Annotated in this window: 25 protein-coding genes; 7 read left to right on the top strand and 18 right to left on the bottom strand. The window is 69.5% G+C overall.

The window, feature by feature from the left end:
• Positions 1-123: 123 nt before the first annotated feature.
• The 3 genes from A37E_RS0107875 (at position 124) to A37E_RS0107865 (ending at position 3,416) form a co-directional block, all read left to right on the top strand.
• Positions 124-1,368 (top strand): MFS transporter, encoded by a 1,245-nt coding sequence (locus tag A37E_RS0107875; RefSeq protein ID WP_029556106.1) that lies wholly within the window; start codon positions 124-126, stop codon positions 1,366-1,368.
• A 241-nt stretch (positions 1,369-1,609) separates the two neighbouring features.
• Positions 1,610-3,040, top strand: a complete 1,431-nt coding sequence (locus tag A37E_RS0107870; protein ID WP_029556105.1) for a homospermidine synthase — start codon at positions 1,610-1,612, stop codon at positions 3,038-3,040.
• Positions 3,041-3,077: 37 nt separating this feature from the next.
• Positions 3,078-3,416 (top strand): MmcQ/YjbR family DNA-binding protein, encoded by a 339-nt coding sequence (locus A37E_RS0107865; RefSeq protein ID WP_029556104.1) that lies wholly within the window; start codon positions 3,078-3,080, stop codon positions 3,414-3,416.
• Positions 3,417-3,497: 81 nt separating this feature from the next.
• Here the strand turns inward: A37E_RS0107865 and A37E_RS0107860 are convergent, their stop codons facing one another.
• Together A37E_RS0107860 and A37E_RS0107855 are read right to left on the bottom strand one after the other, a co-directional pair.
• On the bottom strand, positions 3,498-4,052 hold the full coding sequence (locus A37E_RS0107860) for an N-acetyltransferase (protein WP_029556103.1): 555 nt from the start codon (positions 4,050-4,052) through the stop codon (positions 3,498-3,500).
• A gap of 253 nt (positions 4,053-4,305) precedes the next feature.
• Entirely contained in the window at positions 4,306-5,436 is a 1,131-nt protein-coding gene (locus A37E_RS0107855) for a type III PLP-dependent enzyme (protein ID WP_029556102.1), read from the bottom strand.
• A gap of 828 nt (positions 5,437-6,264) precedes the next feature.
• Between A37E_RS0107855 and hemA the strand changes: the two genes are divergently transcribed.
• Positions 6,265-7,548: a 5-aminolevulinate synthase gene (gene hemA, locus A37E_RS0107850; protein ID WP_029556101.1), complete on the top strand. Its 1,284-nt coding sequence runs from the start codon at positions 6,265-6,267 to the stop codon at positions 7,546-7,548.
• Positions 7,549-7,606: 58 nt separating this feature from the next.
• On the opposite strand, the gene A37E_RS0107845 is transcribed toward hemA, so the two are convergent.
• The 7 genes from A37E_RS0107845 to A37E_RS26840 form a co-directional block, all read right to left on the bottom strand.
• The gene (locus tag A37E_RS0107845; RefSeq protein WP_029556100.1) at positions 7,607-8,431 is read right to left on the bottom strand and encodes a phosphodiesterase; all 825 of its coding nucleotides are present in this window, start codon (positions 8,429-8,431) and stop codon (positions 7,607-7,609) included.
• Between the two features lie 3 nt (positions 8,432-8,434).
• Positions 8,435-9,475, bottom strand: coding sequence for an ABC transporter ATP-binding protein (locus tag A37E_RS0107840; RefSeq protein WP_029556099.1), 1,041 nt, complete (start codon positions 9,473-9,475; stop codon positions 8,435-8,437).
• Complete coding sequence (locus tag A37E_RS0107835; protein WP_029556098.1) at positions 9,472-10,263, bottom strand: ABC transporter permease subunit; 792 nt, start codon at positions 10,261-10,263, stop codon at positions 9,472-9,474. Before A37E_RS0107835 ends, A37E_RS0107840 begins: the two co-directional genes overlap by 4 nt.
• 8 nt (positions 10,264-10,271) lie before the next feature.
• Positions 10,272-11,090: an ABC transporter permease gene (locus tag A37E_RS0107830; protein WP_029556097.1), complete on the bottom strand. Its 819-nt coding sequence runs from the start codon at positions 11,088-11,090 to the stop codon at positions 10,272-10,274.
• 21 nt (positions 11,091-11,111) lie between these two features.
• The gene (locus tag A37E_RS0107825) at positions 11,112-12,140 is read right to left on the bottom strand and encodes an ABC transporter substrate-binding protein (RefSeq protein WP_029556096.1); all 1,029 of its coding nucleotides are present in this window, start codon (positions 12,138-12,140) and stop codon (positions 11,112-11,114) included.
• Between the two features lie 8 nt (positions 12,141-12,148).
• Positions 12,149-13,210 carry a substrate-binding domain-containing protein gene (locus tag A37E_RS0107820; protein ID WP_051678869.1) on the bottom strand — a complete coding sequence of 354 codons (1,062 nt, stop codon included), beginning with the start codon at positions 13,208-13,210 and terminating at the stop codon, positions 12,149-12,151.
• Positions 13,211-13,391: 181 nt separating this feature from the next.
• Complete coding sequence (locus A37E_RS26840; RefSeq protein WP_051678868.1) at positions 13,392-14,009, bottom strand: hypothetical protein; 618 nt, start codon at positions 14,007-14,009, stop codon at positions 13,392-13,394.
• A 199-nt stretch (positions 14,010-14,208) separates the two neighbouring features.
• Here A37E_RS26840 and A37E_RS0107810 point away from each other — a divergent pair, with 199 nt between their 5' ends.
• Together A37E_RS0107810 and A37E_RS0107805 are read left to right on the top strand one after the other, a co-directional pair.
• Positions 14,209-14,931 carry a response regulator gene (locus A37E_RS0107810; RefSeq protein ID WP_029556093.1) on the top strand — a complete coding sequence of 241 codons (723 nt, stop codon included), beginning with the start codon at positions 14,209-14,211 and terminating at the stop codon, positions 14,929-14,931.
• Complete coding sequence (locus A37E_RS0107805; RefSeq protein ID WP_029556092.1) at positions 14,928-16,289, top strand: ATP-binding protein; 1,362 nt, start codon at positions 14,928-14,930, stop codon at positions 16,287-16,289. The genes A37E_RS0107810 and A37E_RS0107805 overlap by 4 nt, the downstream gene beginning before the upstream one ends.
• 42 nt (positions 16,290-16,331) lie before the next feature.
• On the opposite strand, the gene A37E_RS0107800 is transcribed toward A37E_RS0107805, so the two are convergent.
• The 8 genes from A37E_RS0107800 to A37E_RS0107765 form a co-directional block, all read right to left on the bottom strand.
• Positions 16,332-17,213 (bottom strand): 3-hydroxybutyryl-CoA dehydrogenase, encoded by an 882-nt coding sequence (locus tag A37E_RS0107800; RefSeq protein ID WP_029556091.1) that lies wholly within the window; start codon positions 17,211-17,213, stop codon positions 16,332-16,334.
• Between the two features lie 89 nt (positions 17,214-17,302).
• Positions 17,303-18,247: an electron transfer flavoprotein subunit alpha/FixB family protein gene (locus A37E_RS0107795; protein ID WP_029556090.1), complete on the bottom strand. Its 945-nt coding sequence runs from the start codon at positions 18,245-18,247 to the stop codon at positions 17,303-17,305.
• Complete coding sequence (locus tag A37E_RS0107790; protein ID WP_029556089.1) at positions 18,247-18,996, bottom strand: electron transfer flavoprotein subunit beta/FixA family protein; 750 nt, start codon at positions 18,994-18,996, stop codon at positions 18,247-18,249. Before A37E_RS0107790 ends, A37E_RS0107795 begins: the two co-directional genes overlap by 1 nt.
• Before the next feature lie 132 nt (positions 18,997-19,128).
• On the bottom strand, positions 19,129-19,860 hold the full coding sequence (locus A37E_RS0107785; protein ID WP_029556088.1) for a rhomboid family intramembrane serine protease: 732 nt from the start codon (positions 19,858-19,860) through the stop codon (positions 19,129-19,131).
• A 225-nt stretch (positions 19,861-20,085) separates the two neighbouring features.
• Entirely contained in the window at positions 20,086-20,679 is a 594-nt protein-coding gene (locus tag A37E_RS0107780; RefSeq protein WP_029556087.1) for a cob(I)yrinic acid a,c-diamide adenosyltransferase, read from the bottom strand.
• Positions 20,680-20,684: 5 nt separating this feature from the next.
• Complete coding sequence (locus A37E_RS0107775) at positions 20,685-20,879, bottom strand: twin transmembrane helix small protein (protein WP_029556086.1); 195 nt, start codon at positions 20,877-20,879, stop codon at positions 20,685-20,687.
• 19 nt (positions 20,880-20,898) lie between these two features.
• Entirely contained in the window at positions 20,899-21,405 is a 507-nt protein-coding gene (locus A37E_RS0107770; protein ID WP_051678867.1) for a TspO/MBR family protein, read from the bottom strand.
• A gap of 98 nt (positions 21,406-21,503) precedes the next feature.
• Entirely contained in the window at positions 21,504-21,950 is a 447-nt protein-coding gene (locus A37E_RS0107765; RefSeq protein ID WP_029556084.1) for a host attachment protein, read from the bottom strand.
• 208 nt (positions 21,951-22,158) lie between these two features.
• Between A37E_RS0107765 and A37E_RS0107760 the strand changes: the two genes are divergently transcribed.
• Positions 22,159-22,554, top strand: a complete 396-nt coding sequence (locus A37E_RS0107760; protein WP_245279287.1) for a hypothetical protein — start codon at positions 22,159-22,161, stop codon at positions 22,552-22,554.
• A 60-nt stretch (positions 22,555-22,614) separates the two neighbouring features.
• Here the strand turns inward: A37E_RS0107760 and A37E_RS0107755 are convergent, their stop codons facing one another.
• Positions 22,615-24,981, bottom strand: a complete 2,367-nt coding sequence (locus tag A37E_RS0107755; RefSeq protein WP_029556082.1) for a Tex family protein — start codon at positions 24,979-24,981, stop codon at positions 22,615-22,617.
• Positions 24,982-25,002: the final 21 nt, after the last annotated feature.

The following is a 25,002-nucleotide window of genomic DNA, read 5'->3' as shown; positions in this document are numbered from 1 at the left end:
AGGGTCCAAGGATCGTCCGGCCTACGGACGTGCCACCGCGCGGATCTGCCCCGTGATTTGCCCGTCACCTCGCCCGTCAACCTGCCTGCCGACATCTCCCCCGTTCCGCCCCCAGATGCAGCCGTGACCGCGGCCGCATCTTCAGCCGGGATACGGCTGCGGGATCATCCTGCCTTCATCCTGTTCTGGATCAGCCGGGTCTGCTCGGCCCTCGCCTTCCAGATGCTGGGGGTGGTGGTGGGCTGGCTGGTCTACAGCCTCACCGGCAGCGCCGCCGCCCTCGGCCTCGTCGGCCTCGCGCAATTCCTGCCGATCCTGTGCCTGACCCTGCTGGTGGGCCATGTGGCCGATACCTTCGACCGGCGGCGCATCGTGCTGGCCTGCCAGACGCTGTCGGCGCTCACGGTGGGCGCCCTCGCCCTCGCGGAGGGCTCCGGCCATGCCGGCCTCCTGCCGATCTATGCCGCCGTCGTCACCATCGGGGCGAGCCGCGCCTTCGAGGCACCCACCATGGCGGCGCTGTTGCCCCGCCTCGTGCCCGGGGAGGTGCTGCCGCGGGCGCTGGCGGTGGCCTCCTCCGCCATGCAGATGGCGACCATTGCCGGCCCGGCGGTGGGCGGCTTCGCCTACATCTTCGGACCCGCCGTGCCGCTGACGCTGGCGGCGGTCTGCTACGGGGTGGCGGCGGTTGCCATGGCCTTCATCCGCCATGTCCACGCGCCGGGGCCGCGCAGCGCCATGACCCTCGAGACCCTGCTCTCCGGCCTTTCCTTCATCCGCCGCAGCCCGGTGGTGCTGGGCTCCATCTCCCTCGACCTGTTCGCGGTGCTGCTCGGCGGCGTCACCGCGCTGCTGCCCATCTATGCCGCCGAGATCCTGCATGTGGGAGCGCAGGGCCTCGGCGCCCTGCGCGCCGCGCCGGCGGTGGGGGCGGTGCTCATGTCCATCGTGCTGGTGCGCCGGCCGCCGACGCGCCAGGTGGGACACGTCATGTTCGCCGCCGTGGCCGTGTTTGGGCTGGCGACGGTGGTGTTCTCGCTCTCCTCCAGCTTCCTTTTGTCGCTGGGCGCGTTGTTCGTGCTGGGCGCCGCGGACAATGTGAGCGTGGTCATCCGCTCCTCGCTCGTGCAGCTCTCCACGCCGGACGAGATGCGCGGGCGGGTCAGCGCGGTGAATTCCCTGTTCGTCGGCACCTCCAACCAGCTCGGCGAATTCGAGTCCGGCATGGTTGCCGCGCTCATCGGCGCGGTGGGCGCGGGGGTGGTGGGGGGCGTTGGAACGCTCATGGTCGTGGCGCTCTGGACGCGGCTTTTTCCCGCGCTCTTCCACGTCGATGCCATGCCGGTGAAAGTCGAGACCCGGCGCTGAGCCAAGCCCTGCCGCTGCTTGGTTTGCCGGCTTTGCTCAAGCTCTTCGGTTGACGCCGGGCTGCGCTTTTCCCATGGTGCGCCCGCCCGCGCTTGCGCGCGGCGTCTACACCCACGCCGCGCCCTTGCGCGGCATCGTTTCCACGCCGCGCCGATCCCACGGGTTCCCCCGTTTTCGCGCGTCCTGTGACTTTCGCGGCGCCGTAACGAGCCGGCGCCGCCACCCCGAGGAGTGTTTCACCATGAGCGACTGGCCGGTCCACGCAAAGATCGACGGCCCCATCGTGATGATCGGATTTGGCTCCATCGGCAGGGGCACCCTGCCGCTCATCGAGCGCCATTTCGATTTCGACCGCGAGCGCATGGTGGTGATCGATCCGGTGGCGGACCACCGCAAGCTGCTTGATTCCCGGGGCATCCGCTTCGTCCAGTCGGAAGTCACCGCCGAGAACTACCGCGACCTGCTGACCCCGCTGCTGACCAACGGCGCCGGCCAGGGCTTCTGCGTGAACCTCTCGGTGGACGTGTCCTCCATCGCCGTGATGGAGCTGTGCCGCGAACTTGGCGTCCTCTATGTGGACACCGTCATCGAGCCCTGGAAGGGCTTCTATTTCGACGAGGCCATGCCCACCGCCGCGCGCACCAATTATGCGCTGCGCGAGAGCCTGCTAGCCGCCCGCCGTCGCAATCCGGGCGGCACCACCGCCGTGTCCACCTGCGGCGCCAATCCGGGCATGGTGTCCTGGTTCGTGAAGCAGGCGCTCCTCAACGTCGCCGCCGATACCGGCCTCGACCGGCCCGAGCCGAAGACCCGCGAGGAGTGGGCGCAGTTCGCGCGCAGCCTCGGCATCAAGGGCATCCATATCGCCGAGCGCGACACCCAGCGCGCCCGTGAGCCCAAGGTGATGGGCCAGTTCTGGAACACCTGGTCGGTGGAGGGCTTCGTCTCCGAGGGCCTGCAGCCCGCCGAGCTGGGCTGGGGCACCCACGAGAAGACCCTGCCGCCGGACGGCCGCACCCATGAGGCGGGCTGCGGCGCGGCCATCTACCTGATGTCCCCCGGCGCCGCCACCCGCGTGCGCTCGTGGACGCCGACGCCCCAGGCCCAGTACGGCTTCCTCGTCACCCACAACGAGGCCATCTCCATCGCCGACTACCTCACGGTGCGCGACGGCGATCAGGTGGTCTATCGGCCGACCTGCCACTACGCCTATCACCCCTGCAACGACGCGGTGCTGTCGCTGCACGAGATGTTCGGCAATGGCGGGCATTTCCAGGACAGCTGGAAGATCCTCGACGAGCACGAGATCGTCGACGGCATCGACGAACTGGGTGTCCTGCTCTACGGCCATGCGAAGAACGCCTACTGGTTCGGCTCCCAGCTCTCCATCGAGGAGACGCGGGAACTCGCCCCCTACCAGAACGCCACCGGCATGCAGGTGACCTCCGCCGTGCTCGCCGGCATGGTGTGGGCGCTGGAGAACCCCGAGGCGGGCATCGTCGAAGCCGACGAGATGGACTTCCGCCGCTGCCTCGAAGTGCAGACGCCCTATCTCGGCCCGATGATCGGCACCTATACGGACTGGACGCCCCTCACCGGACGCCAGAAGCTGTTCCCCGAGGATCTCGACCTCGAGGATCCCTGGCAGTTCAAGAACATCATCGTGCGGTGAGGCCTGCGGAGGCCTCCCGCTGAAAGGGAGGCCTTCCATGGCTGTCGATGCCGCCCGTGTCCGGGAGATGGCCCTCGCTCTGCCCGAGGCGAGCGAGGCGCCGCACGTCGATCGCAAGGCGTTCCGCACGCCGCGCAAGATCTTCGCGACGCTGGGGCCGAGCGGGCTCGACCTCAATCTGATGTTCGATCCCGACCTGCGCGATTTCTACTGCGAGCAGGTGCCCGAGGCCTTCGCGCCGGTTCCGGGCGGATGGGGACGGATGGGCGCCACCCGCTGCGACCTCACCGTGGTGGACGAGGCGACGCTCGCCTCCGCGCTCCAGGCGGCGCACCGCCTTGCTGCTCCAAAACCGAAGCGGCCTCGGAAGGCCTGACGTGATTCGCAGACCCCGAAACAAAAATCCCCGGCTCGACGGATCGAGCCGGGGATTTCCATGTGTCGTCGCGCGATCGGATCAGGCGGACTTCAGCAGTGCCGGCGCCAGAAGCTCTTCCAGCGAGGGCAGGGCGATGCGGGCGCCGGTGGGGCTGATGAGGCCGCGGGCGCCGTCCAGCGCGCCGGCCGTCAGCTCCAGCGCCAGCAGGCGGTTGCGGTCGTAGGCGCCGGGCATCCACAGCTCGCCGGTCTTCTCCGCGGAGAAGCCGAAGCGCTCGTAATAGGCCGCATCGCCCACCAGAAGGATGGCGCCGTGGCCCTTGGCCCGCGCCGCCGCGATGGAGGCGCGCATCATGGCGCCGCCGAGCCCGTGGGCGCGGAACCAGGGATGGACCGCGAGCGGGCCGAGCAGCAGCGCCGGACGGGCGGGGCCCGCCGTCACGTTCCACAGCCGCACGGTGCCGGCCAGACGGCCGTCCGGGCCGTGGGCGGAGAAGGCGAGGCCTTCCGCCGGCAGGCGGCCCTCGCGCAGACGCTCGGAGGACTTGGCCTTGCGCCCCTCGCCCATGCACAGGTCGAGCAGGGCCTCGCGGGGGGCCACATCTTCCACGGATTCAAGCACGATCTCGGTCATCGGCAGCTCCTTGCGCCAACGTGAGAGGTGAAGAAGCCCGTCCCGGCTGCAGCGCAGCCAGGCGAAATGCCTTCAGGGACGGGTGCGGAAGACGAGGGGACACGTCCCCTCCTCATGCCCCGGACGGCGTCATGCCAGTGCCGGGGGACCTTCTGCGGCCGGGTCGCGGAATACGCTCGGGCGCCGCGCGGGCAGTTTTACGCGGCTTCGCTCAAGCGCCGCGCGGGCTTTGATCTTCGGGCGGGAACCGCCCTCAGATCACGTAGGACTTCAGCGGCGGGAAGCCGTTGAACGCCACCGCCGAGTAGGTGGTGGTGTAGGCGCCGCACGCCTCGATGATGATCTTGTCGCCGATCGAGAGCGAAAGCGGCAGCTCGACCGGGGTCTTCTCATACATCACGTCCGCGGAATCGCAGGTCGGGCCGGCGAGAACGCAGGGGGCGGTGTCGTCGCCGTCGCGCGGGGTGCGCAGCGGGTAGCGGATCGCCTCGTCCATCGTCTCGGCGAGGCCGCCGAACTTGCCGATGTCGAGATAGACCCAACGCATGGCGTCCTGCTCGGACTTCTTCGAGATGAGGACGACCTCGGTCTCGATCAGGCCGGCATTGCCCACCATGCCGCGGCCCGGCTCCATGATGGTCTCCGGGATCGCGTTGCCGAAGTGGCGGCGCAGGGAGGCGAAGATCGCCTCGCCATAGGAGATGGCGCCCGGCACGTCCTGCAAATAGCGGGTGGGGAAGCCGCCGCCCAGGTTGACCATGGACAGCGAGATGCCCCGCTCGGCGCAGGCGCGGAAGATCGCGGCGGCGGAAGCGAGCGCGCCGTCCCAGGCGTGCACGTTCTTCTGCTGCGAGCCCACGTGGAAGGACACGCCATAGGCGGCGAGGCCGAGGCGATGGGCGTGCTCAAGCACGTCCGCGGCCATTTCCGGCTCGCAGCCGAACTTGCGGGACAGGGGCCACTCGGCGCCGGCACCGTCGCAGAGGATGCGGCAGAACACCTTGGCGCCGGGGGCGACGCGGGCGATCTTCTCGACTTCCTCGTAGGAATCGACGGCGAACAGGCGAACGCCCACCTTGAACGCGCGCTCGATGTCGCGCTCTTTCTTGATGGTGTTGCCGAAGGAGATGCGGTCGGCGCCCGCGCCGGTGGCGAGCACCATGTCGATCTCGCCGGTGGAGGCGCAGTCGAACGAGGAGCCCAGCTCCTCCAGCGCCTTCAGGATGGCGGCATCGGGGTTGGCCTTCACGGCATAGAACACGCGGGTGTCCGGCAGCGCGCGGGCGAACGAGAGATAGTTGGTGCGGACCACGTCGAGGTCCACCACCACGCAGGGGCCATCCTCTCGCCGGGTACGCAGGAATTCGCGGATGCGATCGGTCATGGATACCTCCCCGTGACCTGAAGCCAGTGAAGCGCAGGGAACTGCGCGACGACAGGACGGACGCTCCTTCTGGGAGAGCCCGGGGCACGCGCTCGCATTCGCCCGGCGATGTGGACACGCCGACCGTCTGCGGGCCGTACCCGCTTCGCCGGGGCTTTACCCGGCCGCATCATCGGACCGAACGGCAGCAGAACCGCCCGCTTGGCCGCAAGGCAAAGCAGGAGCGAGGACAACTGCGCACGATTGGAGAGGGAAGTCCCGCTCCGCACGGCCGGCAAGATGTAGTGCCTCTTTAGTAACGCCGACCTTTGGAGGGCCGACCGAGACCAAAAAAGCCCTTACGTCGTTGCTTCAAGTCACGTCCCCCGCATTGAGGAGCGGGGTGGGCCGGTTCCCTCCGGCTTGTCGATCGTCCTGGCAGCTTTCCGGCCTCTTGTCCGGAGATCCTACCGACCGACACGCGACCACAGGCACGTGCGAATTTGGGCAACGCGGATTTAGGGGATTCGGCCCGCCCATGCAAGGGGCAATTTGATGAAGATCAGTGCAGCGGCGCAGGGCAGGTCTGAGCCACTCGCAATGCTCTCCGGGCGGGCGGCCCTCGCCGCTCATTTCCAGGTGCGAACCTCGGGCGAAAGCTTGCCGTCACTCTCTTCCGCGCCGCCTGCTGCGCTGCGGCATTTGTGCAGCTCTGGCCGTGGGTTGCGCCGGATCGCCGCGCGTCGCCCTCGGCTCTTGATTGGCATCAATACAAGGAGCAAGGTTGCAGCATAATCTTAGAACAATGAGGATCCACCCGCGATCCCGTCTGCCGCCGCAGGGTTCGGAATGATCTACGATACCTTCTTTGCCGACGCCATTGACGCCCTGCGCAAGGAGCGCCGCTATCGCACCTTCGCCGAGATCGAGCGCGACGCCTCGCACTTCCCGCGGGCGGTGTGGCACTCGCCGGGCGGTCCGCGCGACATCGTGGTGTGGTGCTCCAACGACTATCTCGGCATGGGCAGCCATCCCGATGTGGTCGCCGCCATGTGCGACGCGGCCAAGGCGCGCGGCGCCGGCGCCGGCGGCACCCGCAACATCTCGGGCAACAGCCATGAGATCGTGATGCTGGAGCGCGAGCTGGCCGACCTGCACGGCAAGGAATCCGGCCTCGTCTTCACCTCGGGCTACATTTCCAACGCCACCGGCATCTCCACCATCGTCAAGCTGATCCCCGACTGCGTGGTGATCTCGGACGAGCTGAACCACAATTCCATGATCGAGGGCGTCCGCCACGGCGGCCGGCAGAAGGCCATCTTCCGCCACAACGACCTCGACCATCTCGAAGAGCTGCTGAAGGCCGCGGGCGACCGGCCCAAGCTGGTGGTGTTCGAGAGCGTCTATTCCATGGACGGCGACATCGCCCCCATCGGCGCCATCTGCGACCTCGCCGAGCGCTACGGCGCCATGACCTATCTGGACGAGGTGCACGCGGTCGGCATGTATGGCGAGCGCGGCGGCGGCGTTGCCGAGCGTGACGGCGTCATGCACCGGGTGGACGTGATCGAGGGCACGCTGGGCAAGGCCTTCGGCGTGGTCGGCGGCTACATCACCGGCAAGCGCCTCGTCATCGATGCCGTGCGCTCCTATGCGCCGGGCTTCATCTTCACCACCGCGCTGCCGCCGGCGATCGCCGCAGCGGCCACTGCCTCGGTGCGCCACCTCAAGAATTCGCAGGCCGAGCGCACCGGTCAGCGCACCCAGGTGGCCAAGGTCAAGGCGGCCCTCGCCGCCGCCGGCCTGCCGCAGATGGAGACGCCGACCCACATCGTCCCGGTGATGGTGGGCGACGCCAAGGCCTGCAAGATGGCGAGCGACCTGCTCCTCGCCGAGTACGGCATCTACATCCAGCCCATCAACTACCCCACCGTGCCGCGCGGTGCGGAGCGCCTGCGCATCACCCCCACCCCGTTCCACGACGATGCGCTCATCGCCCATCTGGCGACCGCCTTGTCGGACGTGTGGGAGCGGCTGGAGCTGCCTTACGCGGACCGGGTGGCGCAGCACACCGCCTCGCGCAGCACTGCGGCCGGCCCGGCGCCGATCCCGCTGCCGGTGGCCGGCGGCTGACCCTTTCTCTCCCCGATTGAAAAGCCCCGGCTCTGCCGGGGCTTTTTGTTTTGGAGCCTCAGGCGGGCGTGCCGATGGCCTTGCCGTCCGGCCCGAAGAAGGGATGCGGGCCGGAAAAGCTGCCGATGAAGCTGCGGTGGGTCACGAGCCGTCCCTCCGCGAACAGGTGCAGCGAAAGGCTGGGCGGCTCCATGTGGAAGGTGGGCGGCGCGTCCGGGTCCAGCGCCAGGCTGACCGAATGGGCCGGGGCCGGGGCGATGGTGGCGGCGATGCCGGCGAAGGTGGTCGTCACCGCCCGATGCACATGGCCGCAGGTGAAGCCCACGACCTGCGGATGCCGCCGCAGCACAGCCTCCAGCGCCGCGGCATCGAACAGGTTCTGAACGTCCATGTGGCGGATGCCGGTCAGGAACGGCGGATGGTGGGCGCAGACCAGCGCCGGCCGGTCCGGCGCGGCGGCGAGCGCGGCATCGAGGAAGGCGAGGCCCTCTTCGCCCAGCGTGCCATGGGGGCGGCCGTAGACGGTGGAATCGAGCATCACCAGCCGCAGCGGGAAATCCTCCACCACATAGTTCACCCGCCCGCCCGCGCAGCGCGCGGCGATCTCCGGGAAAGCCTTGAGCAGCCCGCCGGAGCTGTCGTGATTGCCGGGCACGGGAAACAGCGGCAGGCCGAGGGGCGCGACGATGGCGCGGAAGCGGGCAAATTCCTCCGGGTCGTCGAAATCGGTCAGGTCGCCGGTGACGATCACCGCGTCGGGGTGCGGGTCGAGGGCCAGGATGTGGGCCACCGCCGCTTCCAGATAGGTCGCGGTGTCCACCACCCCATAGGCGAGCGTGCCGGGGCGGCGGATGTGGGTGTCGGTGAGCTGGGCGATCAGCATGGGTCAGGCCAGAGTGTAGCGGTTGGCATCGAGGGCAAGGCCGATGGCCGCGCCGGCAGCGAGGTCGAGGTCGGCGGGCGCCTCGGCGATGATACGGGCTCCGTCGCCGGCATTCAGCGTCACCCGCTGGCGCGGACCCTGGAACTCCACCTGCGCCACCTGGAACACCAGTGTCGCCTCGGCCGGGCTCACGAGGCGCACCGCCTCGGGGCGGAACAGCAGGTGCGCCTTGGCCCGGTCCGGGGCGGCGACGGGCAGGATGCCGGCGGCGGTCTCGAATCGGCCGTTGCGCACGATGCCCTCCAGCCGGTTGGTGATGCCGACGAAGCCGGCGACATAATCGTCCGCCGGCTGGAAGTACACCTCCCGCGGCGTGCCCACCTGGGCGATGGCGCCGTTCTTCATCACCACGATGCGGTCGCCCAGCGCCAGCGCTTCCGCCTGGTCGTGGGTGACGTAGACGGCGGTGATGGCGAGGCGGCGCAGCAGCGCGTCGATCTCGCTGCGCAGATGCTCGCGCAGGGCGGCGTCGAGAGCGGTCAGGGGCTCGTCCAGCAGCAGCACGCGCGGCCGCACGGCGAGCGCGCGGGCCAGGGCGACGCGCTGGCGCTGGCCGCCGGAGAGCTGGTCGATGCGCCGCTCGGCCAGGGCCTCGATGCGCATCATGGTGAGCACCGAGGCCGCCTGCGCCCGCCGCGCCGCCGTCGCCACACCGCGCACGCGCAGGCCATAGGCCACGTTGTCGATGACGCTCATGTTCGGGAACAAGGCGTAGGACTGGAACACCATGCCCACGTTGCGCTTCTCGATGGGCAGGGCGGTCACATCCGCCCCGTCGAAGGCGATGCGCCCGCCGGCGTCGGGCGTCTCCAGCCCGGCGATGAGGCGCAGCAGGGTGGTCTTGCCGCAGCCGGAGGGGCCGAGCAGCACCAGAGTCTCGCCGGCCTTCACCTCCAGGTCCACCGGCGAGAGCGCCCGCGTGCCGTCCGGATAGGTCTTGCCGCAGCCGGCGATGGAGATGGCGGCGCCGGTGGGGGCGGTCATCGCGCGCCTCCCGTGGTGCGGCCGAATAGCTGGAGGGCGAGGAGCAGGGGCACGATCATGACGAAGAAGACCAAAGTGTAGGCGCTCGCGATTTCGAGGCGCATGGAGGCGTAGCTGTCGGCGAGGCCCACCGGCAGCGTCTTGGTCAGCGGGGTGTGCAGCATCCAGGTCAGGTTGAACTCGCCGATGGAGAGCGTCACCACCATCAGCGCCCCGGCGAGGATGCCGCCCTTCGCATTGGGCAGCACCACATGGAAGAAGCGCTGCAGCGGCGAGGCGCCCAGCGAGGCCGCGCCTTCCTCCAGCGAGCGGATGTCCACGGCGGCAAGCACCGCCATCACCGCGCGCAGCATGAAGGGCAGGGTGTAGAGCACGTGGCCGGTGAGGATGAAGGCCGGGCTCATGCGGAACTCGCGGATGGCGCCATAGGCGAGGATGAGCGCCAGCGCCAAGGCAAGGCCGGGCACCGCCACCGGCAGCGTCACCACCTCTTCCACGATGCGGGCAAGGCGCGACGGCCGTCGCACCAGCGCCCAGGCGGCGGGCACGGCGAGGACGAGCGTCGCCGCCAGCGTGCCGAGCGCGATGCCGATGGAAAGCCAGATGGTGTCGGAATAGAGCGCCAGTACCTGCTTTACCCAATCCAGGGTGAGGCCGGAGGAGACGCCCCGGAAATAATTGGCGGTGAAGCCGGCGAGGATGGAGGCGCCGGCCGGCACCATGAGGAAGGCGGCCGCCAGCAGGGTCACGAACAGCTGGAAGGCGAAGGTGAGGCGGTGGGTTTTCATGGCGCGCCTCAGCCGGCCGCCGCCACGCCGCCACCGGCGAGGTTGCGCGAGAGGGCGAGCACCGCCCAGGTGATGAGGCCGAGGGCGATGGAGAGCGCTGCCGCCGTGGCGAAGTTCGCGTTCAGGGTGAACTCCGTATAGATGGTCATCGCCAGCACATCGATGCGCGTCGCCAGCGTGAAGGCGGTGCCGAACGCCCCCATGGCGGTGGCGAAGGCGATGGCGCCGGAGGCCATCAGCGCCGGGGCGATGCCGGGCAGGGTCACGTCGCGCAGCACCTCGAACCGGCCGGCGCCCAGCGAGCGGGCCGCCTCCTCCAATGCCGGATCGAGCTTCTCCACGGCCGCCATGAGCGTCACCAGCACGCGCGGCAGCGAGAAATAGACGTAGCCCGCGAACAGGCCAGCCATGGAATAGGCGAACACCCATCGCCCCATGCCGAGACCCATTGAGAGGCTGGAGAGCAGCCCCTGCCGGCCGGCCAGCAGGATGACCATGAAGCCCACCACCACGCCGGGAAAGGCCAGCGGCAGGGTGAGGCACGAGACCAGCAGCGGGCGGCCCCAGAAGCGGTTGCGGGCGAGGAACAGGGCGACGACGGTGCCGATGGCGAGGGTCGCCGCCGTCACCGCCGCCGAGAGGGCGAGGGTCGCGACCAGGGTCGCGAGGTGCCTCGGGTTGGTGAGGATGGCGACATATTCCGCCATCCCGTTGGGGCCGGACCCCGCGACGCCGACGAGCCGCACCATGGGCAGCAGGAAGAAGGCCGCCACGAACAGGAACAACGGCAGCAGGAACAGGCGGGCGAGGCGATCGGCGCTGTGCATGGCTTCAGGCGAACGCCCGCCTCACTTCACGTTGTTGAGGTAGGCGTCGGAGAAGGCCTTCTGCGCGGTCTCCATGCGGGCATAGTCCACCGGCTTGGCGCGGGCATAGTCCGAGGCCGGCAGGAAGCGGCTGGCGATCTCTGGCGGCAGCGTGATGTTGCGGGCGGGGCGCAGGTAGGCCTTGGCCCACATGGCTTGTCCCTTGTCGGAGAGCACGTAGTCGAGGACCTTCTTGGCGGCCTCGGGGTGCGGCGCGCCCTTCACCATGGTCATCACATAGGGGACGACGACGGAGCCCTCGCAGGGGATGACGAAGGCGAAATTGCCCTTCTCGTTGTACTTCGCGCGGTAGGCGTTGAAATCGTAGTCGAACAGGATCGGGATCTCGCCGGAGACCACGCGGGCGTAGGACGTCTGCTTGGGCACGATGGGCTGGTTGGCCTGGAGCTTCTTGAAGTATTCGATGCCCGGCTTGAAGTCGTCGAACGAGCCGCCCATGGCGCCGTTCACCGCCACCGCGCCCACATAGCCCACGAAGGCGGAGGTGGGGTCGAGATAGCCGACGAGGCCCTTGTATTCGGGCTTCAGCAGGTCCGCCCAGCAGGCCGGCACCGGGGCGCCGCCCAGCGCATCCTTGTTCACGAACAGGCCGAGCGTGCCGGAATGGATGGTGAACCAGTTGCCGTCCTTGTCCTTCAGGCCTTCGGGAATGTCGGCGAAGCCTTTGGGCTCATAGGGCTGGGTGACGCCGGCATCCTTCGCCTTGATGCCGAAGGTGACGCCGAGATAGGCCACGTCCGCAACCGGGCTCGCCTTCTCGGCGAGGATCTGGGCGAGGGACTGGCCGGAATTCTTGTTGTCCTGCGGCACGTCGATGCCGGTGTCGGCCTTGATGGCCTTCAGCATGGCGCCCCAGTCGGCCCATTCGGGCGGACAATTGTAGCAGATGGCATCCGCCGCCGCGGCCGGGCGAGCGGGGGCGATGGCTGCCACGGCGACGAGCGCGAAGGCGGAAAGCGTCGCGGCGGAAAGAGTCTTGAGGGAACGCATGGCGGACCTCACGGGGTGGGGAGGGACGGTGGGGTGGGTTCCTGTCGGCGGGTTCGCTTCGGCGCGGCGGCAAGGGTGCCGCCGGACCGCAGGCTGAAGGGCAGCCGCTCCACGCGGGGGGCGGCGCCGGTCTCGATCATCTCGAACAGCAGCTCCACGGCCCGCTCGCCCATCAGGCGGGTGGGGGTGTCCACGGTGGCGAGGCTCGGGCTCATGGCCCGGCCGAGGGCGATGCCGTCGAAGCCGGCCACCGATACGTCGTCCGGCACGCGGATACCGAGGTCGCGCAGCGCGCCGATGACGGAGAGGGCGAGCAGATCGTTGGAGCACAGCGCCGCGGTGGGGGCGCTGGCCCCGCCGAACAGCCCGGCGAGCGCTGCGGCATGGCTCGGCGCGTCGCCCAGATAGTCGAGTTCCAGCGGCGCGGCGGCATCGAGCCCGGCCTTTTCCATGGCCGCCCGATAGCCCTCATAGCGCCGGAGCGAACGGTCGGAGGTGGCGAAGCGGCCGGCGAGATAGGCGATGTTGCGGTGCCCGGCCGCGATCATCGCTTCGGTGAGGGCGCAGGTGGCCGCTGCATTGTCCACGCAGACGGCGGCGCGGGCATCGGTGTCCGGCTCGTTGTGGACGAGCACGAAGGGGATGCTCTCCGCCTCCAGCAGGTCGAGGGTGGCGTTGTTCTCGGCGCAGGCGACGGTGAGCACGAGGCCGGCCACGTTCTGCGCCACCAGCGTTTCCACCAGCTCCGCCTCGGCGGCGGGGTCGTAATCGGTGGCGGTGAGGAGGAGGGTGTGGCGGCGCTCGCGGGCGGCCGCCTGCATCCCCGCCACGGAGGCGGCGAACACCGGATTGGTGAGGCTCGGGATCAGGACGCCGAGGGTGCGGGTCTTGAGCGTCTTCAGCGCCCGGCCGATCTCGCTGGGGCGGAAGCCCAGCTCGTCGATGGCCGCACGGACCCGGGCCTCAACTTCGGCGCTGGTCGGCGCCGAGCGGTTGATGACGCGGCTGACCGTCGCGATGGAGCAGCCTGCGCGCTCGGCGACGGTCCTGATGGTGACGATGCGCGGCACGTCCGACCCCGGTGGGCTCCAATGGAGCGTGAAACCGTTTTCAGATCAATAGGTGCAACGCGCGACAGGCGTGTGACGGGTCCGGCCGGGGCCTGAAATGCGGACAGCGGGCGTGCCGAGGCACGCCCGCTGCGGGGAAGGGAAGATCAAGGGCGGCGAGATTCCCTTCCTTCTCGTGACCTCACGGACGCGCAGGGGGCGGCGGGAGGTGATCGGGGTGGCCACCGAGCGGCGCGCCGGGGGGCGGCGGAGGCGGCGGCAGAAGTGCGAATTCGAGGCGGCCCAGCTTCTCGATCTGGTCGGGCGAGAGGCGCGTCTTCAGGGCGTCCACGGCCTTGAGGAGCCGGGTTCCGGCCTTGCCGGCCTCCTCGCTGCGCGCGCCGAATGCGGTGACGAGGGAGAGCGGCGCGGCACCGGGCTGAGGCGGCGGCGGCGGGGGTGGCAAGGCCTCCTGCAGCGCATCGGTGAAGTCGCGCCAGGCGTCGAGCTGGTTGGTGCGGATGCCGAGGGCGGCTTCGGCGGCTGCGAGGTTGCGGGCGAGGCCCAAAGGACCGGGGGGAGGACCGCCAGCGGGGCCATGGGGCGCGCCGGGAGGACCGGGCGGACCGAAGGGCATGGGCGGAGTGTCCGGCCCGGCAGCGAACTGGTCCTGCGGGGGCATGTGGTCGTCCACCTTGGCGTATCCCGGGGAGGACACGATGAAACCCGCGACGGCCAGAATGCCGAGGGTCGCCCCGGCGAGGATGAGGGCCCGGAAACTCTGGCGCGGCGTCTTCGGCATCGGCGTGTTGCACGTCATGGCGTGCCTCCTGTCCATCAGGTTGACGCGAGGATGGAGGCGGCTCGTAGCCAAATGAGGTCGGGGAGGTATCGTTAGATGTCCTGCCGGGCGGAATTTGTAACGCAATGTTGCCAGCCGCCCCGTGGCAATGCTGGGAAGTACGGATGCGTGCGGCGGCCGGGGAGGCGGGATAGCATCGGTCCGAACGGAGGAACCGGTGCAACAGGACGGTCCACACATTCTCGTCGTCGACGACGATCTCGAAATCCGCAAGCTGCTCAGCCGCTATCTCGCCGCGCAGGGGTTCCGCGTGACCGCGGCCGGCGACGGGCGGGAGATGGAAGAGAAGCTCACCACCCAGCGCATCGATTTCGTGGTGCTGGATTTGATGCTGCCCGACGCCTCCGGCCTCGACCTCTGCCGCGCCCTGCGCGCCCGTTCGCGGGTGCCGGTGATCCTGCTCACCGCCCTGAAGGAGGACGTGGACCGCATCATCGGCCTCGAGATCGGGGCGGACGACTATCTCGGCAAGCCGTTCAATCCGCGAGAGCTGGTGGCCCGCATCCGCGCCGTCCTCAGGCGCACCAGCGTCACCGATCCCACGTCCTCCGCCGTGCGCGCCTACGGCTTCGCCGGCTTCCGGGCCGAGCCGGACCTGCGCCGCGTCACCGCGGCGGACGGCTCGGAGGTGCCCCTCACCGGGGCGGAGTTCGACCTGCTGATGGCCTTTCTGGAGCGGCCCGGCCGCATCCTCTCCCGCGACCAGCTGCTCGACATCACCCGCGGGCGGGAGGCCGGCCCGTTCGACCGCTCTGTGGATGTGCTGGTCAGCCGCCTCAGGCGCAAGCTCGGCGACCAGGGCGCGTTCCAGATCCTGAAGACGCTGCGCAATGGCGGCTACCAGCTCTCCGTGCGGGTGGACATCGAGGACGCGCTGTGAGGACCCTGCGCGCCCAGGTCTCCGCCATCCTCGTGGTGGCGGTGCTGGTGGTGATCGCGCTGGCCAATGGCGCCTCCTTCTTCGTCGCGCGCCCGCTCTGGCCGCCGTTCGGCGACCACGGCACCCATGCGGCGGACCTTCTCATCATGGCCGATCTGGCCGCAGCCGTTCCGCGCGGCACCGAGGTCCGGTCACAAGCCGGCGAGGCGCTGCTGCGACCGGTGCCGCCCGCGGGTGAGATCGATCCGGAAGAGACCCGCCTCATGAGCGAGGCGCTGGCAAGGCTCGGCTCGACCTTGCCCGTCCGGGTGTTGCGCCGCCCGCCGCCCTCCGGAGCGCCGGATGGGCCCGGTTCCGCGCCCCCCGGCGGGCCGACGGGCGTCACCGCCCTGGCGCTGCCGGACGGGCGCTGGCTGGTGGTGGATGGCCGCCGTCAGCCGCTGCCACCGCCCGGCCCTCCGGGCGGCACCTTCGGCTTCGCCGCGTGGCTTGCCTTCATGGTCGCCGGGGTCACGGTGGTGGCGGTGTTCGCGGTGCGCCGGCTCACCAAGCCGCTCTCGCTCATCGAGGAGGCGGCGCTCCGCATCGGTCCCGACGGCGAGCCGCCCGTGCTGCCCGAACGGGGGCCGACCGAAGTGCGCGCCGCGGCGGTCGCCATCAACCGGCTCTCGGCGCGGCTGAAGGCCTCCATGGACAGCCGCATGCGCATCGTCGCCGGCGCGGCCCATGATCTGCGCACGCCGCTCACCCGCATGCGGCTGCGCGCGGAATTCATCCCGGACGAGGAGGACCGCGCCCAGTGGCTCTCTGACCTCGCGGAGCTGGACCGCATCGCCGACAGCGCCATCCGCCTCGTGCGGGAGGAGGTGGAGGGCAGCACGCTGGAGACGGTGCGGATGGACCGTCTTGCCGCCGATGTGGCGATGGAACTGAAGGAGATCGGGCTCGCCGTCGTTCTTCTCGCCGCGTCCCCGGCGTGCGTCGCGGGGCGGCCGCTCTCGCTCAAGCGGGCCGTGCGCAACCTCGCTGTCAATGCCGCCACCCACGGCGGCGGCGCGCGCATCGCGGTCAGCACGGATGCGCAGCGGGTGGTGCTGGTGATCGAGGATGATGGCCCCGGCATTCCCGAGGCGCTGATGGGGCGGGTGTTCGAGCCGTTCTTCCGGGTCGATCCGGCGCGGCAGGTGAAGATCCCCGGCGCGGGCCTCGGCCTCGCCATCGCCAACGAGATCATCGTTCGCCATGGCGGACGGCTCATCCTCTCGAACCGGCCCGGGGGCGGCCTCCTGCAGCGGGTGGAACTGCCCGCCGCAGCAGCCGGCGATGACCAGGAGCCCGGCGGCGCTGGGCCGGGCTGATCCACGGAGAGGCCGGGGTGCCCGGCCTCTCCGCCGGATGCCTCAGCGGGTGGGAACGGGCTTCTCGCCGCGATAGTCGTAGAAGCCGCGCTGCGTCTTGCGGCCGAGCCAGCCGGCCTCGACATACTTCACCAGCAGCGGGCAGGGCCGGTACTTGGAATCGGCGAGCCCCTCGTGCAGCACCTGCATCACCGCGAGGCAGGTATCGAGGCCGATGAAGTCGGCGAGCTGCAGCGGACCCATGGGATGGTTCGCGCCAAGCTTCATGGCGCGATCGATGGAATCCACCGAGCCCACGCCCTCATAGAGGGTGTAGATGGCCTCGTTGATCATCGGCAGCAGGATGCGGTTGACGATGAAGGCCGGGAAGTCCTCGGCCACCGCATAGGTCTTGTGCAGACGGGTGACGAAGGTCTTGGAGGCCTCGAAGGTCTCGTCGTCGGTGGCGATGCCGCGCACCAGCTCGACCAGCTCCATCAGCGGCACCGGATTCATGAAGTGAATGCCGATGAAGCGCTCCGGCCGGTCGGTGGCGGCGGCGAGGCGGGTGATGGAGATGGAGGAGGTATTGGAGGCGAGCAGCGTTTCCGGCTTCACCACCTGGCAGAGCCCGGAGAAGATCTTGCGCTTCACCTCTTCCCGCTCGGTGGCCGATTCGATCACGAGGTCGCAGTCGGCGAGGTCCTCGGTCTTGTCCGCGGCGACGATGCGGGCGAGGGCTTCCTGCCGGTCGGTCTCGGACACGGTGCCCTTGGCCACCTGCTTGGCCATGTTGCCGTTGATGGTGGCGAGGCCGGAGCGGATGCGGTCGGGGTCCGCGTCGTTCAGCGCCACGTCGTAGCCGGCGAGCGCGCACACGTGCGCGATGCCGTTGCCCATCTGGCCTGCGCCGATGACCCCGACCTTCTTGATCTCGAGCGGCATGATTCTCTCGTTTCGCCTTGTTGCCGGTGACCGGGGCGGGCCTCCCCGAAACTGCGGCCGGTGGTTGTCCGGCCGCAGCCAGAGTGATCCTATCCCTTAACCTTGGCGATTTCCGCCTTGAGTTCAGGGATGACGGTGTTGATATCGCCGACGAGGCCGTAGTCCGCCACCTGGAAGATGGGGGCTTCCTCGTCCTTGTTGACGGCGACGATGACCTTGGAGTCCTTCATGCCGGCGAGATGCTGGATGGCGCCGGAGATGCCGAGGGCGACGTAAAGCTCGGGGGCGACGACCTTGCCGGTCTGGCCCACCTGCCAGTCGTTCGGGGCATAGCCCGCATCCACCGCGGCGCGCGAGGCGCCCACCGCCGCGCCCAGCGCGTCGGCCAGAGGCTCGATCAGCTCGGCGAACTTCTCCCGCGAGCCCACCGCGCGGCCGCCCGACACGATGATCTTCGCGGCGGTCAGCTCGGGACGGTCGGAAGCGGCGATGCTCTCTTCCACGAAGGTGGAGAGCGCCGGGTCGGACGCCGCGCCAACGGCCTCGATGGCGGCCGAGCCGCCTTCGGGCGTGGCGGCGAAGGAGGCGGTGCGCACCGTCACCACCTTCTTGGCGTCGTTGGACTTCACCGTCTGGATGGCGTTGCCGGCATAGATGGGCCGCTCGAACGTGTCGGGCGCCACCACCTTGATGATGTCGGACACCTGCATCACGTCCAGCAGCGCGGCGACGCGCGGCAGCACGTTCTTGGCGCTGGCGGTGGAGGGGCCGACGATGGCGTCGTAGGACCCGGCCAGCGAGACGAGCAGCGCCGCCAGCGGCTCGGCCAGGCGGTGCGCATAGAGCGCGTCGTCGGCCAGCAGCACCTTCTCGACGCCCGAGAGCTTCGCGGCGGCCTCGGCCACGCCCTTGGCGTTCTGGCCGGCGACCAGCACATGCACCGGCGCGCCCATGGCGGCGGCGGCGGTGAGGGCCTTGGCGGTGACGCCGTTGAGGGCCGAATTGTCGTGTTCGGCAATGAGCAGAACGGCCATCAGATCACCCCCGCCTCATCCTTGAGCTTCGCCACCAGCTCGGCCACCGAGCCCACCTTCACGCCCGCCTTGCGGCCGGCCGGCTCGGCGGTCTTCAGCACCTCGAGCCGGGGGGCGACGTCGACGCCGTAATCGGCCGGCGTCTTCTCGGCGATGGGCTTCTTCTTCGCCTTCATGATGTTGGGGAGCGAGGCGTAGCGCGGCTCGTTGAGGCGCAGGTCCGTCGTGACGATGGCCGGGCCGTTGAGCTTGAGGGTCTGCAGGCCGCCGTCGATCTCGCGGGTGACGAGCGCGCCGCCGTCCTCCACCACGACCTTGGAGGCGAAGGTGGCCTGAGGCCAGCCCAGGAGCGCCGCCAGCATCTGGCCGGTCTGGTTGCAGTCGTCGTCGATGGCCTGCTTGCCGAGGATCACGAGGCCGGGGGCTTCCTCGCCCACCACGCCCTTGAGGATCTTGGCGACGGCGAGCGGCTCGACCACGCCATCGGTCTTCACCAGGATGCCGCGGTCGGCGCCCATGGCCAGCGCCGTGCGCAGCGTCTCGGAGGCCTGGGCCGGTCCGATGGACACCGCAATCACTTCGGTCGCCTTGCCGGCTTCCTTGAGGCGCAGCGCCTCTTCCACCGCGATCTCGTCGAACGGGTTCATGGACATCTTGACGTTGGCCAGCTCAACGCCCGACCCGTCAGACTTCACCCGGACCTTAACGTTGTAATCCACCACCCGCTTAACGGGCACCAGGATCTTCATCGACACGCGCTCCCCGTTCCCGAAATCTCGACCGGCGGTCGTAAAATCCGCCGATAAACGTGACTTCCGCTCTTATCCCTGCATTGCAGCATTTCTTGCGGGCGGGCAACGTAGGAGGGGCCAGAAAGTGTGTCAACGCTCGCTCCGGCGCGGCGTTCGGACGCTCGGCACGCCGGAGGGATCGCGATCGAACAGGGCGACGCCCGGCCGGCGCATCAGCGCCACCAGAACGGCTCCGGCGAGGAAGCCGCCCACGTGCGCCCACCACGCCGTCTCCTGGTCCGAACTCGACAGGATCTGCCACACCTGAAGGCCGAACCAGGCGCCGATGGCCCAGTAGGCCGGGACCCGGAGCGGGATCTTCATCAGGACCAGCGCCCACAGGCGGATGTTCGGGTGCAGCACCAGATAGGCCGCGATCACCCCGGCCACCGCCCCGGACGCCCCGACCAGCGGCGCCTCCGAGCCCGGCTCGGCCACCACATGGACCAGCCCGGCGATGACCCCGCATAACAGATAGAACAGGAGGAAGCGGGCATGGCCCATGGCGTCCTCCACATTGTCGGCGAACACCATGAGGAAGGCCATGTTGCCGATGAGGTGCAGCCATCCGCCATGCAGGAACATGTAGCTGACGAGGGTGAGGGCCGGCGGCAGCCGCTCGTACCCCTCGGGAAGGATGGCGACGCCGCTGACCACGGCGGGAATGGCGCCGAAGCCGAGCACCCCGGCCTCGCTCACCGGCCCGAACGCACCATGCTGGAGCGCCACGAAGACGAACACGTTCAGCGCCACCAGCCCCCAGGTGACGTAGGGGCGGCGCACATGCTCCAGGGGATTGGTGTCGGCAAGCGGAACGAACATCACACGGTCCCGGGGACCCGTCCGCCGCCTGCGGCCGTCCTGTCCCGTGCCGATAAGCTTAGAGCATTTTCGCGCGGGGTGGATACCGCCCCGCGTGAGGAAAATGCGTTGGCTCAATAGCCTAGGGTGTTTTTCCGATGCGGCGGAACGGGGACGCGCTCTGACGCAGACGTTCGCGCCTTGGCCACGGAGCCGGCGTCAGGTCCGGCGCCTTCAGCGACTCCTTCAGCGACTCTTGCCCGGCACCCACAGCACGTCCGCCGCGCCGCGGGCGTTGGCATAGCGGCCGGCGACGAACAGCAGGTCGGAGAGCCGGTTCACATAGTGCAGCGCCGGCGCGCCCACCGCGCCCTCTCCCACCGTGCCTTCGCCCTGGTGCGACAATGCGACCATGATGCGCTCGGCCCGGCGGCACACCGTGCGGGCGAGATGGAGGTGGGCGGATGCGGCGGTGCCGGCCGGCAGCACGAAGGAGGTAAGGGGAGAAAGCTCGGCGTTGAGGAGGTCGATATCCTCTTCCAGCCGCGTCACCTGCGCGGGCACGATGCGCAGGCTCGCGCCCGGCTCCTCGTTGGCGGCCGGCGGCACGCAGAGGTCGGCGCCGAGGTCGAACAGGTCGTTCTGGATGCGCACCAGAATGCCATCGAGCAACGGCTCGCCGGAGAGATGGAGGCGGGCGATGCCGAGGGCGGCGTTGGTCTCGTCCACCGCGCCATAGGCCTCGACGCGCAAATCGTACTTGGGCACGCGCTTGCCGGTGCCGAGGCCGGTGGTGCCGTCGTCGCCGGTGCGGGTGTAGATCTTGTTCAGCTTGACCATGGCCGTCAGCGGCCCATGGCGAAGATGGTGGCCATCACGATGATGATGGCGAGGAACTGGAACAGCACCCGCATCTGCATCAGCTTCTGCGAGCGCTGCGGCGAGCCGCCCGAGGCGAAGTTGAACAGGCCGAGGAAGAGCACCCCGGCCACCAGCATCAGCGCCAGCGGGATGAACAGATAGATCGACCAGTGCACCATCTTCGTTTCCTCCCGGCGCTCAGTTGAGCACGGCGATGCCGGCATTGAGCGTCGAGGCGTAGCACACCCAGATGAGATAGGGCACCAGCAGCCAGCCGGCCGTGCGGTCCAGCGGGAAGGTGGCGCGCAGCGTCAGCGCCAGCAGCACCACGAGGCCGATGATGATGACGAGGCCGGCGTGGATGGCGTGCAGGCCGAAGAACACCGGCGACCAGATGAAATTGAGCGCCAGCTGCACCAGGAACAGGCCGATGGCCACGGTGCGCGCGGAGGAGGGGGGCACCTTGTCCCACAGCCGCCAGAGGCTCACCGCCATCATCAGATAGAGCAGCGTCCAGACGATGGGGAAGGCGGCGTTGGGCGGCGTCCAGCCCGGCTTCACCAGACCTTGATACCAGGCGGGGATGGCCGGAGAGGTCACCGCCCCGCCGACAGCGCCCACCGCCAGCATCAGCACGAGGCAACCGGCGAGCCGCAGCCGGGAGACGGCGCAGGGCGAAAGCGAGCGGGGGGAGGTCACGGACATGTGGAAGCACCTTTTCACCGCCGGCCATGCGGGCGGCGGCTTCTCCTTATCCGAACGCCAGCCCCCGGTGGATCGTTTCGCCCGCCGGGGGCCAAGGCTCAGGTGGCGATGTGGCCGGCGATCTCGTCCACCGGGAGCTTCACCAGATCCTTGGCGATCTCGCCGTCCACCAGCGGCCTGACGCGGTGAGACAGCGCCTCCCGCAGCACGCCCAGTGCCTTGGGCGGGGCGACGAGCAGGATGCGGGCCGGGGCCTCGCCCGCAGCCACCAGCGCATCGAGCCTTGCGGCGACGCGGGCGATGAAGGCGGCTTCCGCCTGGGCGTGAAAGTCGGTGGTCTCCACCGCGCTGCGGGCGACGGTGGCGGATTCATGCACCCGGCCGGGCCGGTCCGTGCCCAGGGCGGCGGTGCCGGGATGGGGTTCGCTGAAGCTCTCCATCACCGACAGGCGCGGCGCCGGGGGGATGCCCGTATCGGCGAGCAGGACGGCCTTGGCGCCGTCGCACACCACCACGAGGCGGTTCATCTTGTCGGCTTTCGTCATGTCCCTGTCTCCCTGATCGCGGGGCGCCTGAAGCGCCGGCTTGAGCGTCCGTTGGGGCCGGTGTCCATGCCTGTGTGTCACATGGGAAGGTACGGCGCCTTGTCCAGGGACAAACCGTTCCGCCGGCCTCTGCGACCTTGTGTCGACGGGCGGGCGCTTGTCGTACCGGAAACGGCGTGAGACGCTTTTGTGAAAGGGTCTGCGGCCGATGGCGATCCGCGCGGTGATCGGTGCCGAGGGTTCCGACGTATCGCCCGTGCCGACGCAAAGGCAGAGCGCCCAGCCCCGCACCGAGGATACCGCCATGCCGTTCCTGGTCCGCTTCCTTCTCCGCCACGCCGCCATCGGCATCGCTGTCGCGGCCCTGTTCGTGGCGCTTCTCGTCGCTTTCGACGTGGCGCACCTCGCCAGCCTGTTCGCGCACTCGCCGGATGGGCTTCTGGCCCTCGGGGTGCTCACGATGGCGCTGGGCATCACCTTCGGCAGCGTGCAGATGGGCTTCGCCGTGATGCTGATGGATGACGAGGACGGCCCGCCCTCCGGCCGCCGCGCCCGCCTGACGCGCCTCGTGCCGAAGCTCGCGCGGGCCCACGCCCGGCGCTGACGCGTCCGTCTGTGCTTTTGAATGCGGCCGGGCGTTGAGCCCGGCCGTTTTCGTTTGGGACTACTGACCCTTGCGCCGCATGGCATCGGCCAGCGCCGCGCCGAAGGCGCCAGTCCCGCCCCTGTCGCCGCCCTTGTCCCCCGGCTTGCCTTGCTGGGGCCGGCGGAAATCGTTGCCTCGCCCGTCATTGCGCGGCTGCTCCGGCGGCCCGCCCGCGGGCCGCGCGCCGGCATCGTCCTTGCGCATGGAGAGGGCGATGCGCTTGCGCTTCACGTCCACTTCCACCACGCGCACCTTCACCACGTCCCCGGCCTTCACCACCTCGTGCGGATCTTTCACGAAGCGGTCGGCCAGCGCCGAGACGTGGACCAGCCCGTCCTGATGGACGCCGATGTCCACGAAGGCGCCGAAGGCGGCGACGTTGGTCACCGTGCCTTCCAGCACCATGCCCGGCTTGAGGTCGCTCATCTCGTGGACGCCCTCGGCGAAGGTGGCGGTCTTGAAGGCCGGGCGGGGGTCGCGGCCGGGCTTCTCCAGCTCGGTGAGGATGTCGCGCACGGTGGGCAGGCCGAAGCGCTCGTCCACGAAGGCGCGCGGGTCGAGCGCCTTCAGCGCCGCCGTATCGCCCATGATCTGGCGCACGTCGCGCCCGCAGGCGGCAACGATCTTCTTCGCCACCTCATAGGCTTCCGGATGCACGGCGGACGCATCCAGCGGCTCGGCGCCCTCGGGGATGCGCAGGAAGCCGGCGGCCAGCTCGAAGGTGCGCGGGCCGAGGCGGGCGACCTTCAGCAATTCCTTGCGGGTCTTGAACGCGCCCACGGAGTTGCGGTGCGCCACGATGGCCTCCGCCAGCGAGGCACCGAGGCCGGACACGCGGGCGAGCAGCGAGGCGGAGGCGGTGTTGAGGTCCACGCCCACGGCGTTCACCGCGTCTTCCACCACCGCGTCGAGGGCTTTCGCGAGGCGGGCCTGGTCCACGTCGTGCTGGTACTGGCCGACGCCGATGGCCTTGGGCTCGATCTTCACCAGCTCCGCCAGCGGGTCCTGCAGGCGGCGGGCGATGGAGACGGCGCCGCGGATCGAGACGTCGATGTCAGGCATCTCGGCGGCGGCGGTGGCGGAGGCGGAATAGACCGAGGCGCCTGCCTCGCTCACCACCACCTTGATGGGCTTCTTCCCCGCCGCGTCCGGCGGCAAAGCGGCGATGAGGTCGGCGGCGAGCTTGTCCGTCTCGCGGCTCGCCGTGCCGTTGCCGATGGCGATCAGCTCCACATTGTGGCGGCGGATGAGATGCGCCAGCTCCGCCATGGCGCCCTGCACGTCGTTGCGCGGCTGGAAGGGATAGACGGTGGAGGTGGCAATCAGCTTGCCCGTGCCGTCCACCACCGCCACCTTCACGCCGGTGCGGATGCCCGGATCGAGCCCCATGGTGGCGCGCGAGCCGGCCGGGGCCGCCAGTAGCAGATCCTTGAGGTTGCGGGCGAAGACGCGGATGGCCTCCTCCTCCGCCCGCTCGCGCATCTCGCCCATCAGCTCCACGGTCAGGTGCAGCGAAAGCTTCACCCGCCACGCCCAGCGCGCCACCTCCAGCAGGAAGCCGTCCGCAGGCGCGCCATTGGCGAGGGGGATGTCGTAGGCCTCGGCGACGATGCGCTCGGCCGGCTTCACCGGGGTGGTGGCATCCTCGTCCACCACCAGGTCGAGGGTCAGCATCTCCTCGTTGCGCCCGCGCAGCATGGCGAGCACGCGGTGGCTGGGGGCGGTGGCCCACTTTTCCGAATGGTCGAAATAGTCGCGGAACTTGGCGCCCGCCTCTTCCTTGCCCTCGGCCACCTTGGCCTTGAGCATGGCATTGGCCTTCAGGTGTCCGCGCAGCCGGCCGACCAGCTCGGCATTCTCGGCGAAGGTCTCCACGAGGATGTCGCGGGCGCCGTCCAGCGCCGCCTTGATGTCCGCCACCTGCTCGTTGAGGAAGGCGGCGGCGCGTTCGGCCGGGGCGATGGAGCGGTCGGCGAGGATCGCCTCCGCCAGCGGCCCGAGGCCTTTTTCGCGGGCGATTTCCGCCTTGGTGCGGCGCTTGGGCTTGTAGGGGAGGTAGAGGTCTTCCAGCTCCGCCTTGGTGGTGGCCGCCTCGATCTTGCCGCGCAGCTCGTCGGAGAGCTTGCCCTGCCCGTCGATGGAGGAGAGCACGGCGGCGCGGCGGCTTTCCAGCTCGCGCAGATAGGAGAGGCGCTCTTCCAGCGTGCGCAGCTGGGTATCGTCGAGACCGCCCGTCACCTCCTTGCGGTAGCGGGCGATGAAGGGGACGGTGGCGCCTTCGTCGATGAGGGAGACGGCGGCCGTCACCTGCGCCGGGCGGGCATTGATCTCGGCGGCGATGAGGCGGGCGATGGCGTCTGCGTTGCCCTGCGGTGCGGCGGCCATGGGGTCTCCTCAACTGTCCTG

Source organism: Xanthobacter sp. 91 (assembly GCF_000702385.1).
Taxonomy (GTDB): Bacteria; Pseudomonadota; Alphaproteobacteria; order Rhizobiales; family Xanthobacteraceae; genus Xanthobacter; species Xanthobacter aminoxidans.
The sequence above is the reverse complement of the archived record's forward strand: the minus strand, read 5'-3'. Positions and strand labels throughout refer to the sequence as shown.